The organism is Abiotrophia sp., assembly GCF_057275535.1.
On the sequence record NZ_DBHIRJ010000001.1, the window covers coordinates 1 to 19,997 of the forward strand.

Sequence of the window (19,997 nt, forward strand, 5' to 3'; positions counted from 1 at the left end):
CATTTGGAGGGTGCCCTTAACGAATGATCGTGCCATTGTATCTCGCTCCTTTGTTGGTTATTTGTAGCTACACTTATATATAGGGTGGTGGCACGAAAAGTGTTACCTACATAAAAAAGGTGGAAAGTCTCTTACAAGACTTTCCACCTTAAAAGAATTGAGAATTTCCGACTTAATTCATAGTTATCGATCAAGATTATATGTCTGCGTATTGTCTAAATCACTTACATCTATTTTAATTTTAACTCCTCCCACATCTTGCGTCGCATCTTCTTTAGACTCAGTCTCTCCGTCTAGACTAAGTAACTCCTGATTTGTTTTGTCAACTTTTTGCTCCAAATCTTTCTTTCTATCTAGCTCATCTTTGGCCAATCGATATAATCTCTTTAACTCATCCTTATCTTTTTTAGTTAGATTCCTGTATGCCTCGGTTTTCTTGAATGCTTCATATTTAGTGATGAAATTTCTATATTCTCCCTTTTTATAGAGAGCTACTAATTTATTTTTACCAGCGTTTTTATCTGGTTTATATGAATTCTCCATAATGGCACCTCATTAGTTTATTTTTTATATACTTATTATAACATATAGGATTGCTATCCGCACCCCACCCTCCCCTCAATCCTTCTCAACCATTCATAATACCTCTTCCGACTAATCCCTAACATCCGCGCCTTCTCCGTCACCGTCCATCGAGTGTCAGAGGCCACCTTAAAGAACTCGTATTCTTCAGGGCTTAGCATCCTCTCAGCGTCTGCCATATATTCCACCAGTGACAGCTCACTCACCTGGTCTACAAGTCCAAACTCATGCTGACTCCCATCCGTCAACACTTCTACCTTCCGATAACTATCTCGCTTCAACAGCCACCATAAATAGCGCGTTAGAGCTGGCTTGGCATAGCCGACGAAACGCCCACGTTCCGCCTCATCCAAGGCATTGCCACGAAACTTGCCAGCTAAGTCAACCAACTTGATATAGAGCTCATTGTAATAGTCCCCATATTCATCCCGCTGCCTATGCACCCCCTGCTTATGCAACACATGATGAATCACACTACCATACATCTCAACCAGGACTTCCTGGTCTAACATGTCTGGTCACTCCCTCATATATAAATTCCTATAGTCCTATCAAATAAAATCTAGCCCTTCCCACCTCAAGTATCCAACTGTAAGTCCAATGAGAAGGGAGCATCCGAGATAGTCAATGTGTTTATCGACTACCTCTCTAATCCCCTCACCCCCCTGTCCGTCGGCGAGTACCCGGCTCCATAACACTGCGGTCCCAATGTCAAGACCATTGCCCCAATGCCGTAGGGTAGCCTTGACATTGGGACCGCAGTGTTATTCCACACGACCACCGACCGGACAGGGGGTGAGGGGATTAGGTATGGCCACCGACCCTAGATCAGCCCACTGTCCAGAGGCCCGAGTCCAGCGCCGGCTGCGCTGGTGGGGTGTGGGGCTAGCCCCACGGGAAGCCCTTGAGTCAACCCCTAGCCTAGCTAGACAGCTACCACCCCACGCCAGGGGCTAGTTTTACTAGCCTCTGGCTTAGGCAAGCTGAGACGAGCTCCTAGCCCCCTCTGCGGGTTGGGGCGCAGGCCGAGCCCGCAGGTCACTATAAAAGCTGTTAAGTGCAAGGTACAGACATTCAAGGGCTTTGGGCGTATAATAGAAGTGTCCCCCTGAGTGACACACTACTTTCATTTCAGCCTAGAACCCCTCCCACAAATTGGGAGGGGTTCTTCTTTGTCTTCTAACTTCCCAGATGATAAGCCTGGGTCATAAGGGCGATTTCCCGATTTTCTTTTGGACTAGCCAACAAGTCAACTAGCTGATCATAGAGTTCGGGGTGATAACGGGCTTGAATGCGTTGGACCACCAGAGCATAGAGCTCGGATAGATAGTAGTCCACATTCAGCCCTGTCAGGAAGGCTCGGTCTAGGCCTCGGATACATTCCGCAAAGGATAGCGGGTCTGTCTGTCGGGCCACCAGATCTGCTACCTTAGGTCGAAGCTGGACACCGACCTCTTTCATCACGATGAGAACGGCCTCTAGGCAAGTCAAGGCATCAGATAAGGCATAGTCACTGCCTGCCTTAAGAAGCTTAATCAGCTGACGGTGTAGATTGGTAATCTTCCCTTCCCCTCTGGCCAAGTGTGGCCCTGTCTCTAGGACTAGCATGCTGAGTTTGACTACTTCCTCGGCTAGGGCCGTATGGCAAATCACGATTGGAGTAACATAGCCCTCATAGTCGACTTCTAGCGCATCATGGGGACCATGCCTGACGATCTGATAACGTGCATAATCTGGGCCGGCCACTTTCTGGTGACGGCGGATACTCTGGCCAAAGACCTGGGCATCATCTATGCCATAGTCGCGGAAGGCCACTAGGGCTTCTTCCGCTTTGACTTGGGCCTCTTGTAGTGTCTCTAAAATTTGCCCCTTTCGGTGGGGGTTGTGGGGTTCTAATTCGGCAAATTGTAATTCAAACATAGTGTATCCCTCTTGTTTGTGCGTTGCGGTAAGGCTAGCGGTTTGATTGTTCCCAATTCATGCAAACCGCTGAGATGTAACGAATAGGATCCTTGGCCTTATTCTTGCTGGCCAAGTTAATGGCGTCTTGGACCTTACTAGCCCCTAGTTTGCGGGTCCATTGATTCAAGGTGTCAGTAATAGATGGCGTGATAGGGCCAAATGCCATAGTGAAAGCTGATTGAACCAACTTCTGCCCTGTCTCAACACCGCTAGCGCTTAGTGGTGTCGATGGCCTACTTGCCATATTAGCTGGAGACTCTTGCTTAATGATTCGTGCAGACGATTCGTTATGACGTGTCGTCTGACCGATTGGTCCTGACGATTCTTCATTGTCATTGTATATTTCATTGTCATGATTTATCTCATTGTCATTGTCTTTGTCATTCTGATTTTGAGTCCTGAGCCCCCGACGTTGGAGTTCCACCTCAATCAGTTTCAGGATTTGCCCGTCCACTTCCCGTGTCGAAAGCCCTAGGAAGTCGGCCATGGCCTCATGTAGATGTAGGAGTAAGTCTCCGTCAACAACTTCTTCAAGCTCCCGCTTAAGCAGATCGAGTACAGGCTTGCCGCCCTTGATGATGCTAGACTTGAGGTAGCCTAAGATGGCCACCTCTTGCGTTGCATCAGAATAGACAATATCGTGGTATTTGGTCTGGAAACGATCCAGTAAGACGGCAATGGCTTCTGGCGTATAGCCAATTTCAAAGGACATGGTGCGTTTTGGTAAGGCATAGACGCCTAACTGACTAGAGTGCGGATTGGTCCGCAGATATAGGGCAAAGAGCTTGTCCTCTGGCGAATAGGAATCCAACACTTGCCCGTCGCTCCAAAAGCGCGTGTCAATCAGCCGCTTAATTGGCATGGGGCTCATCTCCCATAGGTACCGGCACCCCATTCGCATTGAGAATAGCACGAGTTAAGGCATCTGACGGAATCCAACGTTGCCAGAATGCGACGACTGTGTCCTTCTGATCCATCTTGACCATGTGATAGCGAGGCACCTCAAAGCAAAGCTTGAAGTCAGCTTCAGCTTCTTGAAAGACCTGATAGCGTAGGCGAAGGTTGCGATAGGCGGGGGCATTGGGCCCGCCGAGAATTTGCGTTATCTTGGTTTTGCGGGTTAAGTCTAGGGCGCTCGCAACGGCTGGCGTCACATAGGCTGTCGAGACCTCGGTCTCCATACGGGCTACTTTCTTCTCTAGGTGTTGGAGTTTGTCAGCCAGCTTGGCTCTTTCAACCTCCAGATCATAAATTCGAGCTTGCAGTTTCTTTTCCATTTGGGGTCCCTCCCTGATTTGATATGTTAATCTTTGAACTTATATACTTGCAGTCTACAGGGCCTAGCGGATGGCTTCTTAGATTTTTTGTGTCTCCATATAGTGCTGCAAGTCATTTCTGTCATAGTAGACCCTGTTCCCTAACCAGATTTCCGGCAGACCATTAGCCACCCATGTCTTGAGGGTGCGATGGCCGATACCGAAGGTCTCCATGACTTCATGTTGTGTCAGATAAGCCTTGTGTTGACTCGCCTCTAACTGAGTAACGCGTTGGGACAGTGTAGCAAGCAGGTCATTCATTTTCCCCGCATAATTTTCCCAAAGATAATCAGCTAATTGACTCATTAAGGCATCAGATTGTGTAGGCATCTAGTATCACCGACTTTCAAGCCGAGCGCTTAGTCTTGTCGCCCTCTCGCCTGAAGAAGATTTGTAGCAATACCTGATCAGGTAGTTTGAGGGCTCTGGCAATGGCAACTGCCACGTCCAATGACGGATAACAGCGATAGCAAGAGATCTTACTGATGGTGGTACGACTAACGCCTGACCGTTCAGCTAAATCACTCTGCGAATAACGACATTTCATCATCTCTTCAACCAGAAGCTTCTGGTTAATGTGATCTCGCATAATAATTCCCCCTTTTTATGTAAAACGTTTTCTTGTTAATTACAATATACACCCATTATCAACCTTTGTCACGCGTTTTTTATCCGAAATCCAAAAGCTGTTAATTGCACTTAACAGTCTTTAGGAGTATAATGAGTGTGGAAATAGTTCCAAATGCAGGAGGTGAAAGAAACTTGAGCAGATTAAGAAAAATAAGGGAATCACGGGATTTGTCGCAAAAACAACTGACCCAAATGGCCCAGATTGAGAAATCAGCCGTATCCCGTTACGAGCGATTTTCCTTGGAAAAGGCTCGTGTGGATGTGGTAAAGAAATTGGCCGATGCCCTCAATGTCTCTCCTGCCTACCTAGTAGGTTGGTCTGACAACAAGGATAGCAAGCGCAAGGACAATCATAAGGCCACTAGCTCACGCCTTATTCGCCACAAGAAGAATTTGTCCGTGGTGGACGGCCTGAGCGAGACCAATCGCCTGGTCTATTCAAGCGAGAAAGACCCCTTGAAGTTCCTCATGAACCCTGATAGCTATGTCACCCTCTATTCAAAGGACGACAGCATGCTGCCTGAGATCCAAAAGGACAGCCTAATCTTCGTCAATCAGCAAGCCAAGCCAAAGGTAGGCGACCGTCTGGCCCTATTCGTGACTGGCATTGACCACCCGCTGATTCGCATCATGGATACCCTGGGCGACCAGGTAATCTATAAACCCCTAGATCCAAGTGCTACGGTCTATACAGGCGAGCAGGTGGCCCGCATCATCGGGCGTGTGATTTATACGCTTAATACGCCGAACTAAGGCAGCAACAGCTTCATTATTATTTCCCAGTGGCCTAGCGGATGGCAAGAAAGGAAATAACTGAAATGAAAGCAAAAAAATACCTCACTAAGGACGGACAAGTACGCTATGAAATCAATGCCTATCTTGGCCTTGATAGTGCTACTGGCGAAGAAGTTCGTGCAAGAAAAAAAGGCTTCCTCACAGCCAAGGAAGCTCAACTTTATGCTCAACGCGAGAAGCTAGAATTCTCCGAAAAGCGCCGTAAGAAACTCAACCGTCGCTATCGCTTTGACGAACTCTATCAATTATGGCTGACTGACTACGAGAAAACTGTTAAGCCCGTAACCTTCTGGTGTACTCAGGACAGATATAGACTCAGAATCAAGCCATACATCGGCAATCACTATATCCACATGATTGATTACGAAACCTGCCAGAATATGGTAGATGGTTGGATGAAGCACTATGCAGATTGTGGTCATATGCGCGCCATCGTCAAAGAAGTTTTACGGCTTGGCCAGAGACTTGGCCTCATTTCCATGAATCCCATGGAACTTGTCAAGATACCTATCAAACCTAAGTTTGACCCAAATGGCAACTTCTACGAGATGGAAGACCTGCAACGTCTTCTCCAAGCACTTGATGATTATGGACACCCCAAATTCCTGGCCTTCTTTCGCTTACTTGCCATGACGGGTATGCGTAAAGGTGAAGCCTTGGGCCTCAGATGGACGGACATTGACTTCAAGCATAGAACCATTAAGATTGAACGAGGCGTCAGCTATGATACGAGTCATAGGCCTATGCTGACGACACCTAAGACTCGGAATGCTGTGCGAACGCTATCCGTCGACGAGGACACCTTAAGAATCCTTAGGCGCTGGAAATTGGCTCAAACGGAAGGATTCTTTGCAATGGGAATCTCTACCAACCATCCAGACCAAATGATATTCACCACCGATAGCAACAACACCCTGATCTACCCTACTGTCCCTAATCAGTGGCTAGACCATGTGATTAAGAAGTATCAGTTGCCTAAGATTACAGTTCACGGCCTGCGTCACACCCACTGTACGCTACTCTTCGAGATGGGCACTCCCCTTGATGTCGTCAAGGAGCGCTTAGGCCATGGTCAAATCGAAACAACCATGAATATCTATAATCACGTAACTAATAAGCAACGCGATACCTTTGCGGACAACTTCTCCGCCTATCTAAAAGAAAACAATATTGCAAAGTGAATATTCTTTTAGTCGATTTTGGTCAGAAATAGACTCGTACAACTTCTCGTACAAGTCTGACAAAATCGACAATTCTAAGCATAAAAAAAGAGCCCAAGAATGGCTCAGTTGAGCTATTCTTGGACAATATTTTGAGACGTCTCTTATCTACCGCGTTCCTTAATACGTGCAGCCTTACCAGACAAGGCACGGATGTAGTAGAGCTTAGCACGACGTACGCGACCTTTACGAACAACTTCGATTTTAGCAACACGTGGAGTGTGTACTGGGAAAGTACGTTCAACCCCTACACCGTTCGAAATTTTACGAACTGTGTAAGTTTCGCTGATGCCAGCACCGCGACGCTTGATTACTAACCCTTCGAAGATTTGGATACGTTCGCGTGAACCTTCGACAACCTTAGCGTGTACACGTACAGTGTCACCAGGGCGGAACTCAGGAATATCGCTACGTAATTGAGCTGAGGTAATTTTTTCAATCACTTTACTCATGTTTTTTTCTCCTCTCGACTAACACTCATAACTAGCCCTAGGGCGTAGCCAGCGGAATATTGTGATATCTGCGGTTTTTCACCACTTCTAGTATTATACCAAACTCTGTCTATTTGTAAAGCCTAATTGACATTTTTTTCGGCCTGAATTTCAGCTAACCACTTGCGTTCTTCTTTGGACAAATCGGCCTGTTCAAGTAAGTCCGGACGACGCTCCAAAGTCCGCCGGATGGCTTCCTTACCTTGCCACTGGCGAATCTTATCATGATGGCCACTGAATAGTACCTCTGGCACTTCCATGCCACGAAAATCTCGTGGGCGGGTATACTGTGGATGCTCTAAGAGTGAACGTTGATGGGATTCGCCCACAATAGACTCCGCATTACCTAAGACTTCAGGAATCAAACGCACAGTAGCATCAATCATAATCATAGCCGGCAGTTCCCCATTGGTTAAGACATAATCCCCCAGTGAAACTTCATCGGTTACGAAAGACCGCACCCGCTCATCAAAGCCCTCGTAGTGACCACAAATAAAGACCAACTGCTCCGCCTGAGACCATTCCTGGGCCAAACTCTGACTAAATGGCACCCCGGTTGGATCCATCAGGATAATGCGGGCATTTTCCTTGGGCGCAATATGTTCTAGCATGTGAACAATGGGATCCACCCGCAGTAACATGCCTGCCCCACCACCAAAGGGATAATCATCCACATGGCCATGCTTATTAACCGCAAAGTCCCGGAAGTTATGGGTCTGGAAATCAATCAGTCCCTTGGCTTGAGCTTGCCCCATCAAGGAATGATGCATGGGCTCAAACATCTCAGGGAAGAGGGTCAAGACATCAAGCTTCATCGTCAATCAGCCCTTCCATTAGTTCAATCTTAACCTGTCCGGCTTCCAGGTCAACAGTTTTGACCACATCGCCAATAAAAGGAATCAAGGCGTCTTTGGCCTTAGGAATATTGCGTTGAACCACAAAGACATCATTGGAACCTAGCTGAAGAATTTCCTTAATCTTCCCAAGAGTCTTGCCTTCTAGGGTCACAACCTCCAAGCCCAAGAGTTGATGATGATAGTAACTATCCTCTTCTAACTCCTCCTGTTCACTCTCGTCAATGGCTAGCCAGCAGCCTTTGAAACCTTCAACCTGATTAATATTGTCGAAACCAACAAAACTAATGAGCCAAGTCCCTTTATGGATAGCAGCCTTGGCGACTTGAACACTAGCTAGCGGTTGAGAGTTCAAATCCTTCAGAATATAGAGGGTCTTACCACTTGCAAAGCGCTCCTCTGGAAAGTCAGTATCGGCAATTAATTTGAGTTGCCCCCGAATCCCGAAGGTATTCACAATACGGGCTACACGGTAATAAGTCATACTTGTCCTCCTTTTATGCCTAATAAAAATCAGGCCTACCCTTTCAGTATACCATGAAAGGGAGCCTGATTCTAGTTGTCTTAACGACGGCCCGCCGCTTGTTTGAGGGCCATATATTCGTCCTTATGGTCAAATCCGACTAGCATTTGAGGATAGCTGGCATCCAGATATTCCATCAGTCGATTTAACTTGGCTTCAGTGTCTTTAACTGTGTGTTTGGCTGGGAAGACAGCTAAGCGTTTGAAGTCTTTGGTATGGAGATAAACCACAAACTTGACGGACTTGTAGAGCTTAAAGCGTCTGGTTTCCTTGTAGACATAGCTATAGATAATGTCACGCAAGTCCACCATGGCATTCTTACGTCCCATGACAATCAGCTGATCCTTATAGACATAGACGCCCAAATGCTTCTCGTAGTAGGTCGCTCCCTTACGTAAGGCTTGATCATCTTGACCTAGCTCAGGGAAGGTTACTAAGAGTTGATCGTAGAAGCGTTTATTATCTAGATAACGGAAGACAGCATAGGCTAGGAAACCTAAGCCTACTAAGGCAGTACCTGCCGTCATAATGGTACCAGTGCTTTCAACACTCGCAACACTGGTCAGGTTGAGTTTCTTAATCTCAAATTCCTTATTGTCTGTCACTCCTGGCTCTTGCTTTTCGAGTGATTTTCTAGTGTTTTGAAGGGAAATGCTACTGAGCTCCTTAACTTCCCCCATAATCGTAATAGGGTTAGTCGCTAGGATGCCCTTTCTTTGCGCTTCTTCTAGCTTTTTGATAATGGCTAAATCAGGTTTAGCCTCCGTCACTAGAAGGCTCTTATCATCCGCCACAACAAAGGTTTGTTCTTTCTCATGCTTGGTAGCTTCAATTCTGTAAAAAGCTTTTACTGCAAAGGTGGTCTTGCTACTCTTAGTGGTTGCACGCGTTTTAGGATAAACATAACCTTGACTGGCTAACTTGTCAGGTGTCGATTGAGTCGCCACATAATGGAAGAAGCCGGCTGCACCTAATAATAGCAACCCATATATCACGAGACTAATCACGCCACGTTTAAAGTTAGGTTTCATAGAATTCCTTCTTTCTAGTTATTATTCGTTACTTTATTATAACGAACTGCCTTTTCCTTGTCTAGCCAACTCCTAGATAGCTAAACGCTCATCAGCTAGCAGGATATGAGGATAGTGTGTTTCAAGATGGGCCATCAGACCTTCTAGGAAGGCACGCGCCTCCCTCTCTGGATAGGGCCGAAGTTTAACTGTTTCAAACTGATCTCGGTCATAATAGAGGATTAGCCGGCTCTTCAAGCGGCCATTGTTGCTTTCATTGTTCAGATTTAAGCCCAATACCGTGCTAAGGTCAATCAAGCGCTCCTTAGCTCCTAAGACAAGGAGATAGTCACGGTAAAGATAGAGCCCCAGTTGCTTAGACTTAAACTGGCTCTGACTCACTAGCAAATCCTGGTCCTCTGCTAACTCTGGCAAGGCTTGGTAAACTTGGCTCCAAAAACGTAGCATGGCACTATAGCGATAGGCTGTGAAGCCCAATACCGCCAGCGCTAAAGCAAAGAAGAGATAGCTGACTAACTTCATGGATTGAATATAGGTTTCCGCCTTGTCTTGATTAAGCAAGGTCCCGCTTATAAAAACGCGATTGCCCGTCTTATTGGTGACATAACTTTCGATTGATTGTAGAAATTCTTTACTCTTGTCACTATCATCTACCATGGCCATGACATAATGGGGCTCATTTGCTAGTTGCCCCTGATCACTTTTTTCTTTGAGTATAGAAGGAAGAGAGGAGTCATCTCGGAACAGAATCGGAATATCCAGCCCCCCATCACTAACGAGGAAAAGACTCATTCCGGTCTTATCATCGCGATAAACAATCTTACCTCGCTCCTTTACCACATTGCTAACGGCGGAGACATAAGTGATTCTGGTTACTGGGACAGCAGTCAAACGGCTGACTCTAGAGACATTGGGATAGACCAAGCCTTGGGCACGGAGACTATTAGCGCTCGTCCCTTGGCTGATAAAAGCAAGGCCACCCCCAATTAATAGGCAGATAGACGCCACGATTATATAAGGCAGGAGCTTCATTAATTTATATTTTTTCATAGTTTGCCTCCCTCACATTTACTAAGTCTATTATACAAGAGTGTCTGTCTTATCACCACTATCAAAAAGGACCAGGTTACCCCAGTCCTTTGCTTAGTCACTTATGGCCTAGCCACGTGCTTGACGTTTTAATTCTTTATAATCGGTCGCATGTTGAACGCCTACCAACATAGATGGATAGGCTTCTTGCAAGTAAACCATGAGACGATCTAACATGGATTGCGTGAAATCTCTTTGATAGCGACGCGGTTTGACCACAAGACGACGGAATTGGTTATTATGCAAGTGAACTTGGAAGGTAACCACTGAATTATTGGTTTGACGGACTGCATAAGTATAAATGATTTGAGTCAAGTCGATGATACGATCATTAGCCCCAATCACTACCAAGTGGTTCTTATAGACATAGAGACCTAACTCAGGGCTGTGGAAATCGCTGTCGGTCACTAATTTATCCAGGTCTTGTGCTAATTCTGGGAAGTGATCATAGAGGGTATTGTAGAACTTAGTATTTTTCCAGTATTTCCAGAGAGCGGTAAGTAGCAATAATAGAACCGCTGCGCCTAAGGCATAACTTGCGAACTTCATAATGTTGAGACGGCTCTCAGCTTCTGCCACATCTAGGAGCGCAGAATCATCATAGCCTGATTTGACAGAAGCATCAACATCAGCACGTTGGATAACTTTTTCTGCAATTTGCAGGTCATCCTTACTTTTTGAGGCATAAGCCACAACGTTTAGGGGATTAGATTCCAGTTGACCAGCCTTAATCCGTTCCTCTAGGATTTTAACTACTTTGGAATCATCATGTAATACTACTGGAAAAGCCCGCTCGCCGTCAGAGACCAAGTAAGCAACCAAGCCTGTATTTTTGTTTTCAGACACTACTACCCCATTTTTTGTTTTTGTGATGGTAATCTCCAAAACAGGAATAATTTCCTTAATGCTTACTGCGGTATGCCCCGTCAGAGCTTCCGTCTTAGGATAGACCAGGCCTTGTTCTACAAACTGGTCAGCACTTGAATTCTGACTCTTATAGAAGAGGAAGCCACCAAGGGCAGCGCAAATCATGGCAAAAATTAAATAAGGCCAAACATTACGTAGATTATTGCGTTTCATAACTTACCTTCTTTCTTAAATGATAAATTTATTATACTCTTTTTAGGGGGGCTTGTGAACCCATTCCATGAAAAAGAGCCAGCCCTATGGCTGACTCTCCCGGTGAGGGCTTATTAAAGACCTGCAGCATTTTTCAATGCTTGGTATTCTGGTGCATGATCTGCACCCACTAGAATTTCAGGATAGTTTTGATCTACGAAGTAAGTAAAGGCATTGACATCATCATCATAGGTCTTCTTCGACCCACCTAATGTGCTAAGAACATGTTTCTTGAAGTTCTTATCATAGGCTTCAACCGTATAGTTGACATGGCTCGCAATCCCCTGTTGAATGGTTTGTTTAACAGCCACTAAGTAGAGGATATCCTTGGCAGGCACAATGGTATTGCGCTGCGCCAAAGCAATGAAATGATCCTTGTAGACATAGAGGCCACGCTTGCTGTCAGCATATTGGCCACCTGATACTAAGAGATCCAAGTTGCCTTCCAATTCTGGGAATTGGGCATAGAGCTCACGATAGGCTTTCTTACGGCGGGAAACATTGAAGGCAAAGAGCCCGATGAAGAACACGGTAAGTGCACTAAAGCCATAGGCACCGTACATAAGCATTTGGGCACTAGATTTATGCTTCTTGACATGAATAATATAGGAGCCATCTAAGGAAGTCTGAGCATCAGTCTCAAGTGATTGACGAATTTTAGAGATATTATCCTTAGCAGCAGAGCTGCTATCTTTTTCACCAACTACCAGAACAGGATTGCTAACTAGTAAACCTTTTTCTTGGCTTGCAAAGGCAGACTTAATATCAGCATCATCCTTATCCGCAATGAGGCCAAGAACTTTACTACCTGATAAAACCAAGTACATAGCAGCCTTGTCATCGTCCTTAATGTTGCCAATTTCTTCAATGATTTCAATTTTAATAGCTACGTTTTGTCCAAAATCGTTTGGATAGAGACCACCTCGGTCCACAACATACTGAGGGCTACTTGCAATCCCACCTATAAACCACATTAAAATAGCAAATCCACCAAATAAAAGGGTGAGAAAAACAGTTGCCCAAAGGCCACGCAAGTTCTTTTCCTTCATAAACACCCTTCTTTCTCCTTAAGTATATCTCTATTATAAACCCCTTTCATAGAATTGTACAGCTATTTTCAAGAGATTTCTTACTTAATAAGAAAGATTCCCTTAACAAAAGCACTGAGCTTGATAATAAAGTCTCTGAGGCATAAAACCCGACAAATGAAAAAGACGCCCCAAAGGCGCCTTAAGCTTATTTAGAAGTGATTTGCAAATCAGGATAGCCTTGCCCTAGCACAACTAGGAAGGTCTCCAAGTCTTCCGCCAAAATTTTCTTGCGACCATGGTAGGATCTAAAGGTATGGAATTGCCCCTTCACATCTCGTGCGCGGAAGAAGTAGTTAACATGTTTTACCCCGTAACGACCACGCGAAACTATCTTATTCAAGGTCAAAGCGACTAGCTCGTTTATAGGCAGAACCGCCATGCGCAGCCCCAAGCAAATCAAAGTGTCTTTGTAGAGATAAAGGCCACGATAGTCATCTGCATAATCACTGGCTGCTTGCAAGTGGTCAAGCTGGCCCTTGAGTTCAGGGAAACGTTGATAGAGACGGTCATAGAACTGACGTCGACGGTAGCGGTTGAACAAGCCCCATAAGATACACAAGACACTGGCTGATGTAAAACCATAAACTAGCCAATGGATGGTCCTTTGTGACTGACGATATTCTTTCATGTTGACTAGATATTCCGTCCATAGCTGATTACGGTATGGAAGACCAGTTTCACTATTATCTGCCATCGTATCTAAGAGTTTCTTGGCCGCGTCACTCTTATCCACTTCCCCAATCAGCTTTGCAGGCTCATTGAGCAGCGCGCCATAGGTCTTGAGTCGAGCAGCTGCGACATCCGGATCATCTTTGCTAGCGACCAAGACTAGGTAAGGCTTATCTGTTACCTTAGCAGCTGAGACAAGGTAGATGGCCACATTATCCTCCTCGGCCAAGAGAAAAATCGACTCTGCTTCTACCACTACATGCTTGCTCGAGCTTTCTGGGAAAGGTTCCTGGCCTGCCAAAAGGGCTTGGGGTTGGGTCGCAAGGAGGGCCAGATAAGCAAAGGACGTAAAAATTAATAAGAACAGCAAGAGGCCACTACCGGCCCATGTCCGCCAACCAAATACTTCTTTAAGCTTTTTTCTTTCTTCTTTCTTCACCGATTTCCTCCTAATGAATATAGAAAAACGCCCCTAAGGGCGCTTGATTATTCTGCTGAACTTTCTTCCGCATGGTCAGCAATGACAATGCGTGACCGTTTGCGACCACGAGTCTTAACGCTGTAGACGATAGTCCGGATGGCGCGGGCTACACGGCCCTTCTTACCAATCACACGACCTACATCTTGCGGATTCAAGTGCAAATGATACTCCATGAAGTCATCGGTCTCTACTTGTTCCACACCAAAATCTTCTGGGTGGTCCAAGAGCGGCTTCACGATTGCAGTAATTAATGCTTCAATATTTACCATATCTCATCATCCTTTATCTAGAACACTGCTCGAGACTATTTGCTTTCGTGGAATTTCTTCATGATCCCTTTTGAAGACAAGAGGTTACGCACGGTGTCAGATGGTTGCGCACCATTTGATAACCATTTCAATGCGAGTTCTTCTTCAACTTCTAAAGTAGCTGGGTTAGTTAATGGGTTGTAGTGACCGATTTTCTCGATGATACGACCATCACGTGGAGAACGTGAGTCAGCAACAACGATACGGTAGAAAGGTGCTTTCTTAGAACCCATACGTTTCAAACGAATTTTAACTGCCATGTTAATTTCACCTCCTCAATTGATTACAGACCCTAGTCTAACATATAAAAAAGCATCTGTAAAGTATTTTTACTTTACAGATGCGAAAATTTTGTTTACTTAGCTAAACCTTCTGAGATCTTATCTAAGTTATACTTCATCATAGAGTAGTAGCTGTCGCCTTCTTGGCCTTCTTCAGCAATAGAGTCAGTGAAGATTTTAGCGTAGATTGGAATACCGGTCTCGCTAGAGATGGTCTTCATTGGACGGTCATCCACACTTGATTCTACGAAGAGAGCTGATACCTTAGAACCTTTGAGCTTCTTAACCAAATCACGAATTTGGTCAGGTGTGCCTTCTTCTTCGGTGTTAATTTCCCAGATGTAAGCTGATGGTACATTGTAGGCTTTAGAGAAGTACTTGAAGCAGCCTTCGCTGGTAACAATCATTTTCTTCTCTTCTGGAATAGCATCAAACTTAGTTTTGGCTTCCTTGTCCAAAGCTTCTAACTTAGCAACATAGTCATCCAAGTTCTTTTGGTAGAAGTCCTTGTTGCTTGGATCTTTTTCAATCAGGTGTTTAGCAATGTTTTTAGCGTAAATTACCCCATTTTCTAAGTTCAACCAAGCATGAGGGTCTTCCTTACCAGTCTCGCCCTCACCTTCCAAGTGAATAACTTCCACACCCTCGCTGACTGCGAAGTAGTCTTTGTTTTCCACTCGTTTGGCATTTTGAACCAATTTAGTGAACCAAGCATTGCCGCCAGTTTCCAAGTTAATGCCATTGTAGAAGATTAAATCAGCTTGGGTGGTCTTCTTAATATCGTCAGGTAGTGGCTCATATTCATGAGGGTCTTGGCCTACTGGTACGATGGAGTGAAGATCGATTTTATCACCCGCAATGTTCTTGGTGATATCGGCGATAATAGAGTTAGTTGCGACAACTTTGAGTTTTTTATCTTGGGCGCTCACGCTTGGTACCAAACAAAACAATACCGTCAAGAGTGCCACTAATTTCATTAGCTTATGTTTCATTTGCGTAAAACCCGCTTTCTAAAGAATTGTTGTTTTGGAGAGATGAAGAAGCTAATCGCGAAAATCACAGCTGAGGTGAGTACAATGCTGGAGCCGGCCGCCACGTTGAAGCTAGTCCCGAGGAAGAGACCTAATACTGAAGTCACAGCCCCCAAAGTCGATGAGAGGAGAATCATAGACTTAAGGCTATTGACGTAGAGATAGGCGGTGGCAGCAGGTGTAATAAGCATGGCCACAATCAGGATGGTTCCGACACTTTGCATGGCCGTTACAGACACTAAGGTCAAGAGAATCATTAAGAGGTAGTGGTAGAAGTTGACTTTCATACCCATGGCTTTAGCCATTTGCGGGTCGAAGGACGTAATCAACAACTCCTTGAAGAAGAGGATGATGACGATCAACACTGCTACTGAAACCCAAATGGTAATCCACTTGTCAGAATCTTGAACCGCTAAGATATTCCCGAAGAGAATATGGAAGAGGTCTGTCGAACTCCGGGCCAAGCCAATCAGGATGACCCCCAAGGCCAAGAAGGAGGAGAAGGTAATCCCAATCGCTGTATCCCCCTTGATAATTGAATTTCCTCGAATGAAGGTAATAATCATGGAGGCAAAAAGCCCAAAGACAATGGCCCCGACGAAGAAATTAATCCCCAAGATGAAGGATAAGGCGACCCCTGGTAACACCGCATGGGAGATAGCATCCCCCATAAGAGACATCCCTCTTAGGATAATGAAACACCCTACAGCCCCTGAGACAATCCCAATGACAATGGCGGTGACTAGCGCATTCTGCATATAATGCAGGGTCGACACATTCTCAATAAACTCATGAATCAAGGTCATACCTGGTCACCTCCCTTACCAAAATAGACGCTGTCGCCATAGGCGGCCTTCATATTTTGGTCATTAAATACCTGCTCAGTAGGCCCTACAGCAATCAGTTGCTTATTGATGATAATCAACTGATCGAAGTAACGCCGTACCTTATGCAAATCATGATGGACAATCAAGACGGTCTTGCCTTGGTTCTTGAGGTCCTTCAAGATTTTCATAATAATCTCTTCACTGACCGAATCAATCCCAGTAAAGGGCTCGTCCAAGAAGATGTAATCTGCTTCTTGAACCAGACAGCGCGCCATCAGAACGCGTTGGAACTGTCCCCCCGAGAGGGCTGAGATTTGTCGGTTAGCGAAGTCACTCAAACCAACTTGGGCGAGCGCTTTTTCAACTTTATTCCATTCTTTCTTACTTACCTTGCGGAAAATACCGAGATTACTATACGTGCCTAAGGAGACACATTCTTTGACCTTAATTGGAAAGTTGAAATCAATGTCACTCTTTTGTCCGACGTAAGCTACTTTCTTCAGCATCTTCTTGGCAGGCACCCCGTCCAGAAAAATCTGGCCATCATGGTCTACCATATTCAAGATTGCTTTGACAAAAGTAGATTTACCAGCACCGTTGGGCCCAATAATGCCGGTAATGGTCGGACCTGCTAATTCTAGGTTAACCCCTTCCAAAGCGACCACTTGATTGTCATAACTGACCGTTAGATCCTGTGTCTTAATCACATGAATCATCTCCTCTCTTACCGCTAATTATATTGTACACCAGAGAAAAGATTAGGTCAACCTAAAATGTTTAGGTTTGCAAAAATTTTTCTTGTGATTTTAGGTTTAGAAGCTTTTAGCTTTCAAACTTATGTTTATCTATGGTGATAGGCGCTTTTCATGGCTAACTCATTATATCGGTTTCTTGTTAGCAGTGATATTAGTTTTGGCCACTCCATTTGAGACACCCACCAAAAAATTAATGACGAAAATTTTTCAAGCCGCATCAAAAAAAAGCCCCGCCCTTTTCAAAGGACAGGAGCCGAAATGTTAGGATAGGATTAAGTCCACCAGCTCTTGGTCGGTAACTGGGCCAAAATAATGAGCCAAGTCCTGTTTGGATAGGACTGCTAATAAATCTTGCTTGGTAACAGCTGTGCCTAGCAAGGCTTCTTCAATATCTTGGATGGCCCCTTTACCGAAGAAATCACCATAGATACGGCATTTGCTAATGCGACCAGCCTCAACTTCTAGGCTGAACTCTACAGTCCCGATTCCCAGATGAGCATCGCGATTATAGCTATAGCGTGGCGAATTTCCATAGTTCCATTCCCAGTTGCGATATTTAGAATCAGCCAGGGCTTCAATGGCTGTCCAATCTTCTTCAGTCAGCTGATAACGCTTGGCTTGATCAATGGAGTCAATCCCCATTAGACGGCAAATAACCTCATCCTTAAACTGATCAATGGTCATATGACGATAGGGCTCATCCAAGAGTTCGCGCAAGCCCATAACCCGGCTGCGCACCGATTTAATGCCCTTAGAATCAATTTTCTTACGGTTAGGATTGAGCACTTCCACCATAGCTTCATAATCGACATCTAATAGGAGGGAGTGACCACCATAAATCTTGCCACCTACCATGGTCATGGCAGCACCTGATACCTTTTTACCTAGTGCCGTCAGGTCATTACGACCACTTTGTTCGACCTCACTTGCCCCCATATCATGCAAGAGTTTGACAACGGGTGCGTAGAAACGTTGATAGTTGCCATAGATATTGGTATCACCTGGCATAATATAGCAGACATTGACGGCCCCCTGATCGCAGTAGACCGCCCCACCGCCCGTGTCACGACGGACTAACTGAATATCATGTTCCTTAAGATAGTCATGGTTGACTTCAACTTCTGCGTTCTGGAAGCGACCGATTTCCACCTTAGGTTTACAGTAATAAGGGAAAAGTATGGTCTCGTCTAGGTCTAAATGATTAAGGACATAGACTTGCATAGCCAGCGTTAATGCCCCATCAGGCAGATATTGGCCATTGCGAATAGGTTCAATTAAATACATGTGATCCTCCTATGCTTGATTAGCCGCACAGGCCAACAAGAGGTCTTTACTGTCTTGAGACAGCCAGACCGTCCGGTCTTGAATGGCGCGTGGCATGCGATATTGTTTTTGATTTAAAGTCACCAAGATGGCATCCGGATTGGCCATGACCGCTTGGTGGAAAGGTTGCTTAATAAATTGTGGTGTGGTAAAACCTACCCCGATTTCAAGATAGAGCACCTTGTCCCCTTCATGGCTAGCCAAGAAATCCTTGTAGCGACCCAATTGGGCCATAAAGTCTCCATCTTCCACCATGCCCTTTTCAGCATTTCGCTTGTTGATTTCTAGCGGTGCCCCGCACTTAGGACAGAGAGGAATATTTTCATAAGCCACCTGACCTTGGAATTGGTGCTGAGCTAGGTGGCGAATCAGCGCATCATCTCGATAGGTCTGGGCATGACAATGGCGACTGCACTGCATCAAGCCATACTCCCCCTGGATATGGAAGACCTTCTTGGGATCATAATCTGCCACCCAGAAGGCATTATCGGCATTGGTCGTTATGATATGATAGTCCTTGTCCTTGAGTAAGTCTTTGAGAGCCAAGTAAGATGGACCCACGGGCTGATCCAAGTAGTTGAGGCAGACAAAGCGACTTTGGAAGGCCCAATATTCCGACCAACTAGGGAAATCAAAGAGACTGGCCTGCAACATATCGAGGAAGCCATACTTTTCAATAAAGTCAGGAAAAGCCTCTTGGAAACGTGGACCAATATAGGTAAAACCATCCGCGGCTGACATGCCAGCCCCAATCCCTACGACTACGGCCTCTGCTTCCTTAAGCAGGGCCAAGAGTTGCTGGGCTTGATTGGGATAGGTTTTAGTAAGTGCTTGCCACATGGGAGGCCTCCTTGGAATGAAGTAAGTCATGATAGAGTTGGTACTGGCTATCTGTCCAGACATTGAAGATGACCTGGAGCTTGGAACCTGTCTCTGCTAGATAAGAAGAGACCGTCTCAATGGCAATTGGAGTCGCCTCTTCAATAGGATAGGAAAATTCACCGGTCGAAATACAGCAGAAAGCGATTGTCTCCAAACCCGCTTGGTCGGCACAAGCCAAACAAGCCCGATAAGCCTTTTTGAGTAAGTCCTGCATCATGGGCGATACCGGCAAATGATGGATGCGTGGCCCTACCGTATGAATGACCTGCTTGGCTGGTAAATTAAAGCCGGGTGTCATGAGGGCTTGTCCGACAGGCAGCGACTTGCCACCTCGGGCCTTTTTCAAATCGGCACAGGCCAGGCGCAAGCCAACGCCGGCAAAGGTATGAATCTGGTTATCAATGCAATAATGGTTAGGTTCAAAGCAACCTAGCATGGCTGAATTTGCTGCATTAACAATAGCATCTACCGCCAAACGGGTAATATCGCCCTGCCAGAGATAAAGTGAGGGATGCGCTGTCTTCTGGCAATCTGCCAAATGATAGATAGCATCCTGCTGGCGCCAGGCTGCCAAGAAGCGACTTTCCAAATCGAGGTAGTCCTGACTAACTGGATAAGGTAAGCGTTGATTGACTAAGCCACGATATTGTCGGAACTTTTCTTCATCAGTCCCCGGCTCAGGGCTAGCCCCAAGATGGCGAATCAGGGCATCCAAATCTTGCGCAAACATGTCAGCC

At 45.5% G+C, this 19,997-nt stretch carries 25 protein-coding genes; 2 read left to right on the forward strand and 23 right to left on the reverse strand.

All coding sequences use genetic code 11. The annotated features are described in order from the left end of the window. Positions 1 to 183 precede the first annotated feature (183 nt). The 7 genes from ACO53F_RS00005 to ACO53F_RS00035 form a co-directional block, all read right to left on the reverse strand. Positions 184 to 543, reverse strand: coding sequence for a hypothetical protein (locus tag ACO53F_RS00005; protein WP_485136834.1), 360 nt, complete (start codon positions 541 to 543; stop codon positions 184 to 186). 53 nt (positions 544 to 596) lie between these two features. Then, on the reverse strand, positions 597 to 1,094 hold the full coding sequence (locus ACO53F_RS00010) for a hypothetical protein (protein WP_485136835.1): 498 nt from the start codon (positions 1,092 to 1,094) through the stop codon (positions 597 to 599). Between the two features lie 667 nt (positions 1,095 to 1,761). After that, entirely contained in the window at positions 1,762 to 2,502 is a 741-nt protein-coding gene (locus ACO53F_RS00015; protein ID WP_485136836.1) for a hypothetical protein, read from the reverse strand. Positions 2,503 to 2,536: 34 nt separating this feature from the next. After that, the gene (locus tag ACO53F_RS00020) at positions 2,537 to 3,406 is read right to left on the reverse strand and encodes a DnaD domain-containing protein (protein WP_485136837.1); all 870 of its coding nucleotides are present in this window, start codon (positions 3,404 to 3,406) and stop codon (positions 2,537 to 2,539) included. Continuing rightward, entirely contained in the window at positions 3,396 to 3,821 is a 426-nt protein-coding gene (locus tag ACO53F_RS00025; RefSeq protein WP_070756372.1) for an ORF6C domain-containing protein, read from the reverse strand. Before ACO53F_RS00025 ends, ACO53F_RS00020 begins: the two co-directional genes overlap by 11 nt. 78 nt (positions 3,822 to 3,899) lie before the next feature. Further along, the gene (locus ACO53F_RS00030) at positions 3,900 to 4,190 is read right to left on the reverse strand and encodes a helix-turn-helix domain-containing protein (RefSeq protein ID WP_485136838.1); all 291 of its coding nucleotides are present in this window, start codon (positions 4,188 to 4,190) and stop codon (positions 3,900 to 3,902) included. A 16-nt stretch (positions 4,191 to 4,206) separates the two neighbouring features. After that, entirely contained in the window at positions 4,207 to 4,449 is a 243-nt protein-coding gene (locus ACO53F_RS00035; RefSeq protein WP_291431905.1) for a helix-turn-helix transcriptional regulator, read from the reverse strand. 173 nt (positions 4,450 to 4,622) lie between these two features. Between ACO53F_RS00035 and ACO53F_RS00040 the strand changes: the two genes are divergently transcribed. Together ACO53F_RS00040 and ACO53F_RS00045 are read left to right on the forward strand one after the other, a co-directional pair. Further along, on the forward strand, positions 4,623 to 5,243 hold the full coding sequence (locus tag ACO53F_RS00040; RefSeq protein ID WP_485136839.1) for a helix-turn-helix domain-containing protein: 621 nt from the start codon (positions 4,623 to 4,625) through the stop codon (positions 5,241 to 5,243). Positions 5,244 to 5,308: 65 nt separating this feature from the next. Beyond that, complete coding sequence (locus ACO53F_RS00045; protein WP_485136840.1) at positions 5,309 to 6,466, forward strand: site-specific integrase; 1,158 nt, start codon at positions 5,309 to 5,311, stop codon at positions 6,464 to 6,466. A 143-nt stretch (positions 6,467 to 6,609) separates the two neighbouring features. Here ACO53F_RS00045 and rplS read toward each other — a convergent pair whose 3' ends face one another. The 16 genes from rplS to ACO53F_RS00125 all read right to left on the reverse strand — a co-directional run bounded on the left by rplS (position 6,610) and on the right by ACO53F_RS00125 (position 19,990). Further along, entirely contained in the window at positions 6,610 to 6,957 is a 348-nt protein-coding gene (gene rplS / locus ACO53F_RS00050) for a 50S ribosomal protein L19 (protein ID WP_023390732.1), read from the reverse strand. A 122-nt stretch (positions 6,958 to 7,079) separates the two neighbouring features. After that, positions 7,080 to 7,811, reverse strand: coding sequence for a tRNA (guanosine(37)-N1)-methyltransferase TrmD (gene trmD / locus ACO53F_RS00055; RefSeq protein WP_303886779.1), 732 nt, complete (start codon positions 7,809 to 7,811; stop codon positions 7,080 to 7,082). Continuing rightward, on the reverse strand, positions 7,801 to 8,334 hold the full coding sequence (rimM, locus tag ACO53F_RS00060) for a ribosome maturation factor RimM (RefSeq protein ID WP_485136841.1): 534 nt from the start codon (positions 8,332 to 8,334) through the stop codon (positions 7,801 to 7,803). The genes trmD and rimM overlap by 11 nt, the downstream gene beginning before the upstream one ends. An 80-nt stretch (positions 8,335 to 8,414) precedes the next feature. Then, complete coding sequence (locus tag ACO53F_RS00065) at positions 8,415 to 9,404, reverse strand: hypothetical protein (protein ID WP_485136842.1); 990 nt, start codon at positions 9,402 to 9,404, stop codon at positions 8,415 to 8,417. Positions 9,405 to 9,476: 72 nt separating this feature from the next. Then, the gene (locus ACO53F_RS00070) at positions 9,477 to 10,454 is read right to left on the reverse strand and encodes a hypothetical protein (RefSeq protein WP_485136843.1); all 978 of its coding nucleotides are present in this window, start codon (positions 10,452 to 10,454) and stop codon (positions 9,477 to 9,479) included. A gap of 108 nt (positions 10,455 to 10,562) precedes the next feature. Further along, entirely contained in the window at positions 10,563 to 11,573 is a 1,011-nt protein-coding gene (locus ACO53F_RS00075) for a hypothetical protein (protein ID WP_485136844.1), read from the reverse strand. A 113-nt stretch (positions 11,574 to 11,686) separates the two neighbouring features. After that, positions 11,687 to 12,667: a hypothetical protein gene (locus ACO53F_RS00080; protein WP_485136845.1), complete on the reverse strand. Its 981-nt coding sequence runs from the start codon at positions 12,665 to 12,667 to the stop codon at positions 11,687 to 11,689. A 181-nt stretch (positions 12,668 to 12,848) separates the two neighbouring features. Then, positions 12,849 to 13,811, reverse strand: a complete 963-nt coding sequence (locus ACO53F_RS00085) for a hypothetical protein (protein WP_485136846.1) — start codon at positions 13,809 to 13,811, stop codon at positions 12,849 to 12,851. Positions 13,812 to 13,858: 47 nt separating this feature from the next. Continuing rightward, on the reverse strand, positions 13,859 to 14,122 hold the full coding sequence (locus ACO53F_RS00090; RefSeq protein ID WP_023390740.1) for a KH domain-containing protein: 264 nt from the start codon (positions 14,120 to 14,122) through the stop codon (positions 13,859 to 13,861). A 35-nt stretch (positions 14,123 to 14,157) separates the two neighbouring features. Then, positions 14,158 to 14,421, reverse strand: coding sequence for a 30S ribosomal protein S16 (gene rpsP / locus ACO53F_RS00095; RefSeq protein WP_023390741.1), 264 nt, complete (start codon positions 14,419 to 14,421; stop codon positions 14,158 to 14,160). Between the two features lie 95 nt (positions 14,422 to 14,516). Next, complete coding sequence (locus ACO53F_RS00100; protein WP_485137009.1) at positions 14,517 to 15,419, reverse strand: metal ABC transporter substrate-binding lipoprotein; 903 nt, start codon at positions 15,417 to 15,419, stop codon at positions 14,517 to 14,519. Positions 15,420 to 15,430: 11 nt separating this feature from the next. Further along, positions 15,431 to 16,279: a metal ABC transporter permease subunit gene (locus ACO53F_RS00105; RefSeq protein ID WP_485136847.1), complete on the reverse strand. Its 849-nt coding sequence runs from the start codon at positions 16,277 to 16,279 to the stop codon at positions 15,431 to 15,433. Then, a complete protein-coding gene (locus tag ACO53F_RS00110) occupies positions 16,276 to 17,007 on the reverse strand; it encodes a metal ABC transporter ATP-binding protein (RefSeq protein ID WP_298077142.1) in 732 nt (243 codons plus the stop codon). Before ACO53F_RS00110 ends, ACO53F_RS00105 begins: the two co-directional genes overlap by 4 nt. Before the next feature lie 309 nt (positions 17,008 to 17,316). Then, a complete protein-coding gene (gene lplA, locus ACO53F_RS00115; RefSeq protein WP_485136848.1) occupies positions 17,317 to 18,339 on the reverse strand; it encodes a lipoate--protein ligase in 1,023 nt (340 codons plus the stop codon). Positions 18,340 to 18,348: 9 nt separating this feature from the next. Continuing rightward, complete coding sequence (locus ACO53F_RS00120; protein WP_485136849.1) at positions 18,349 to 19,218, reverse strand: SIR2 family NAD-dependent protein deacylase; 870 nt, start codon at positions 19,216 to 19,218, stop codon at positions 18,349 to 18,351. Beyond that, a complete protein-coding gene (locus ACO53F_RS00125) occupies positions 19,199 to 19,990 on the reverse strand; it encodes a protein-ADP-ribose hydrolase (RefSeq protein ID WP_485136850.1) in 792 nt (263 codons plus the stop codon). Before ACO53F_RS00125 ends, ACO53F_RS00120 begins: the two co-directional genes overlap by 20 nt. Between the last annotated feature and the right edge of the window lie 7 nt (positions 19,991 to 19,997).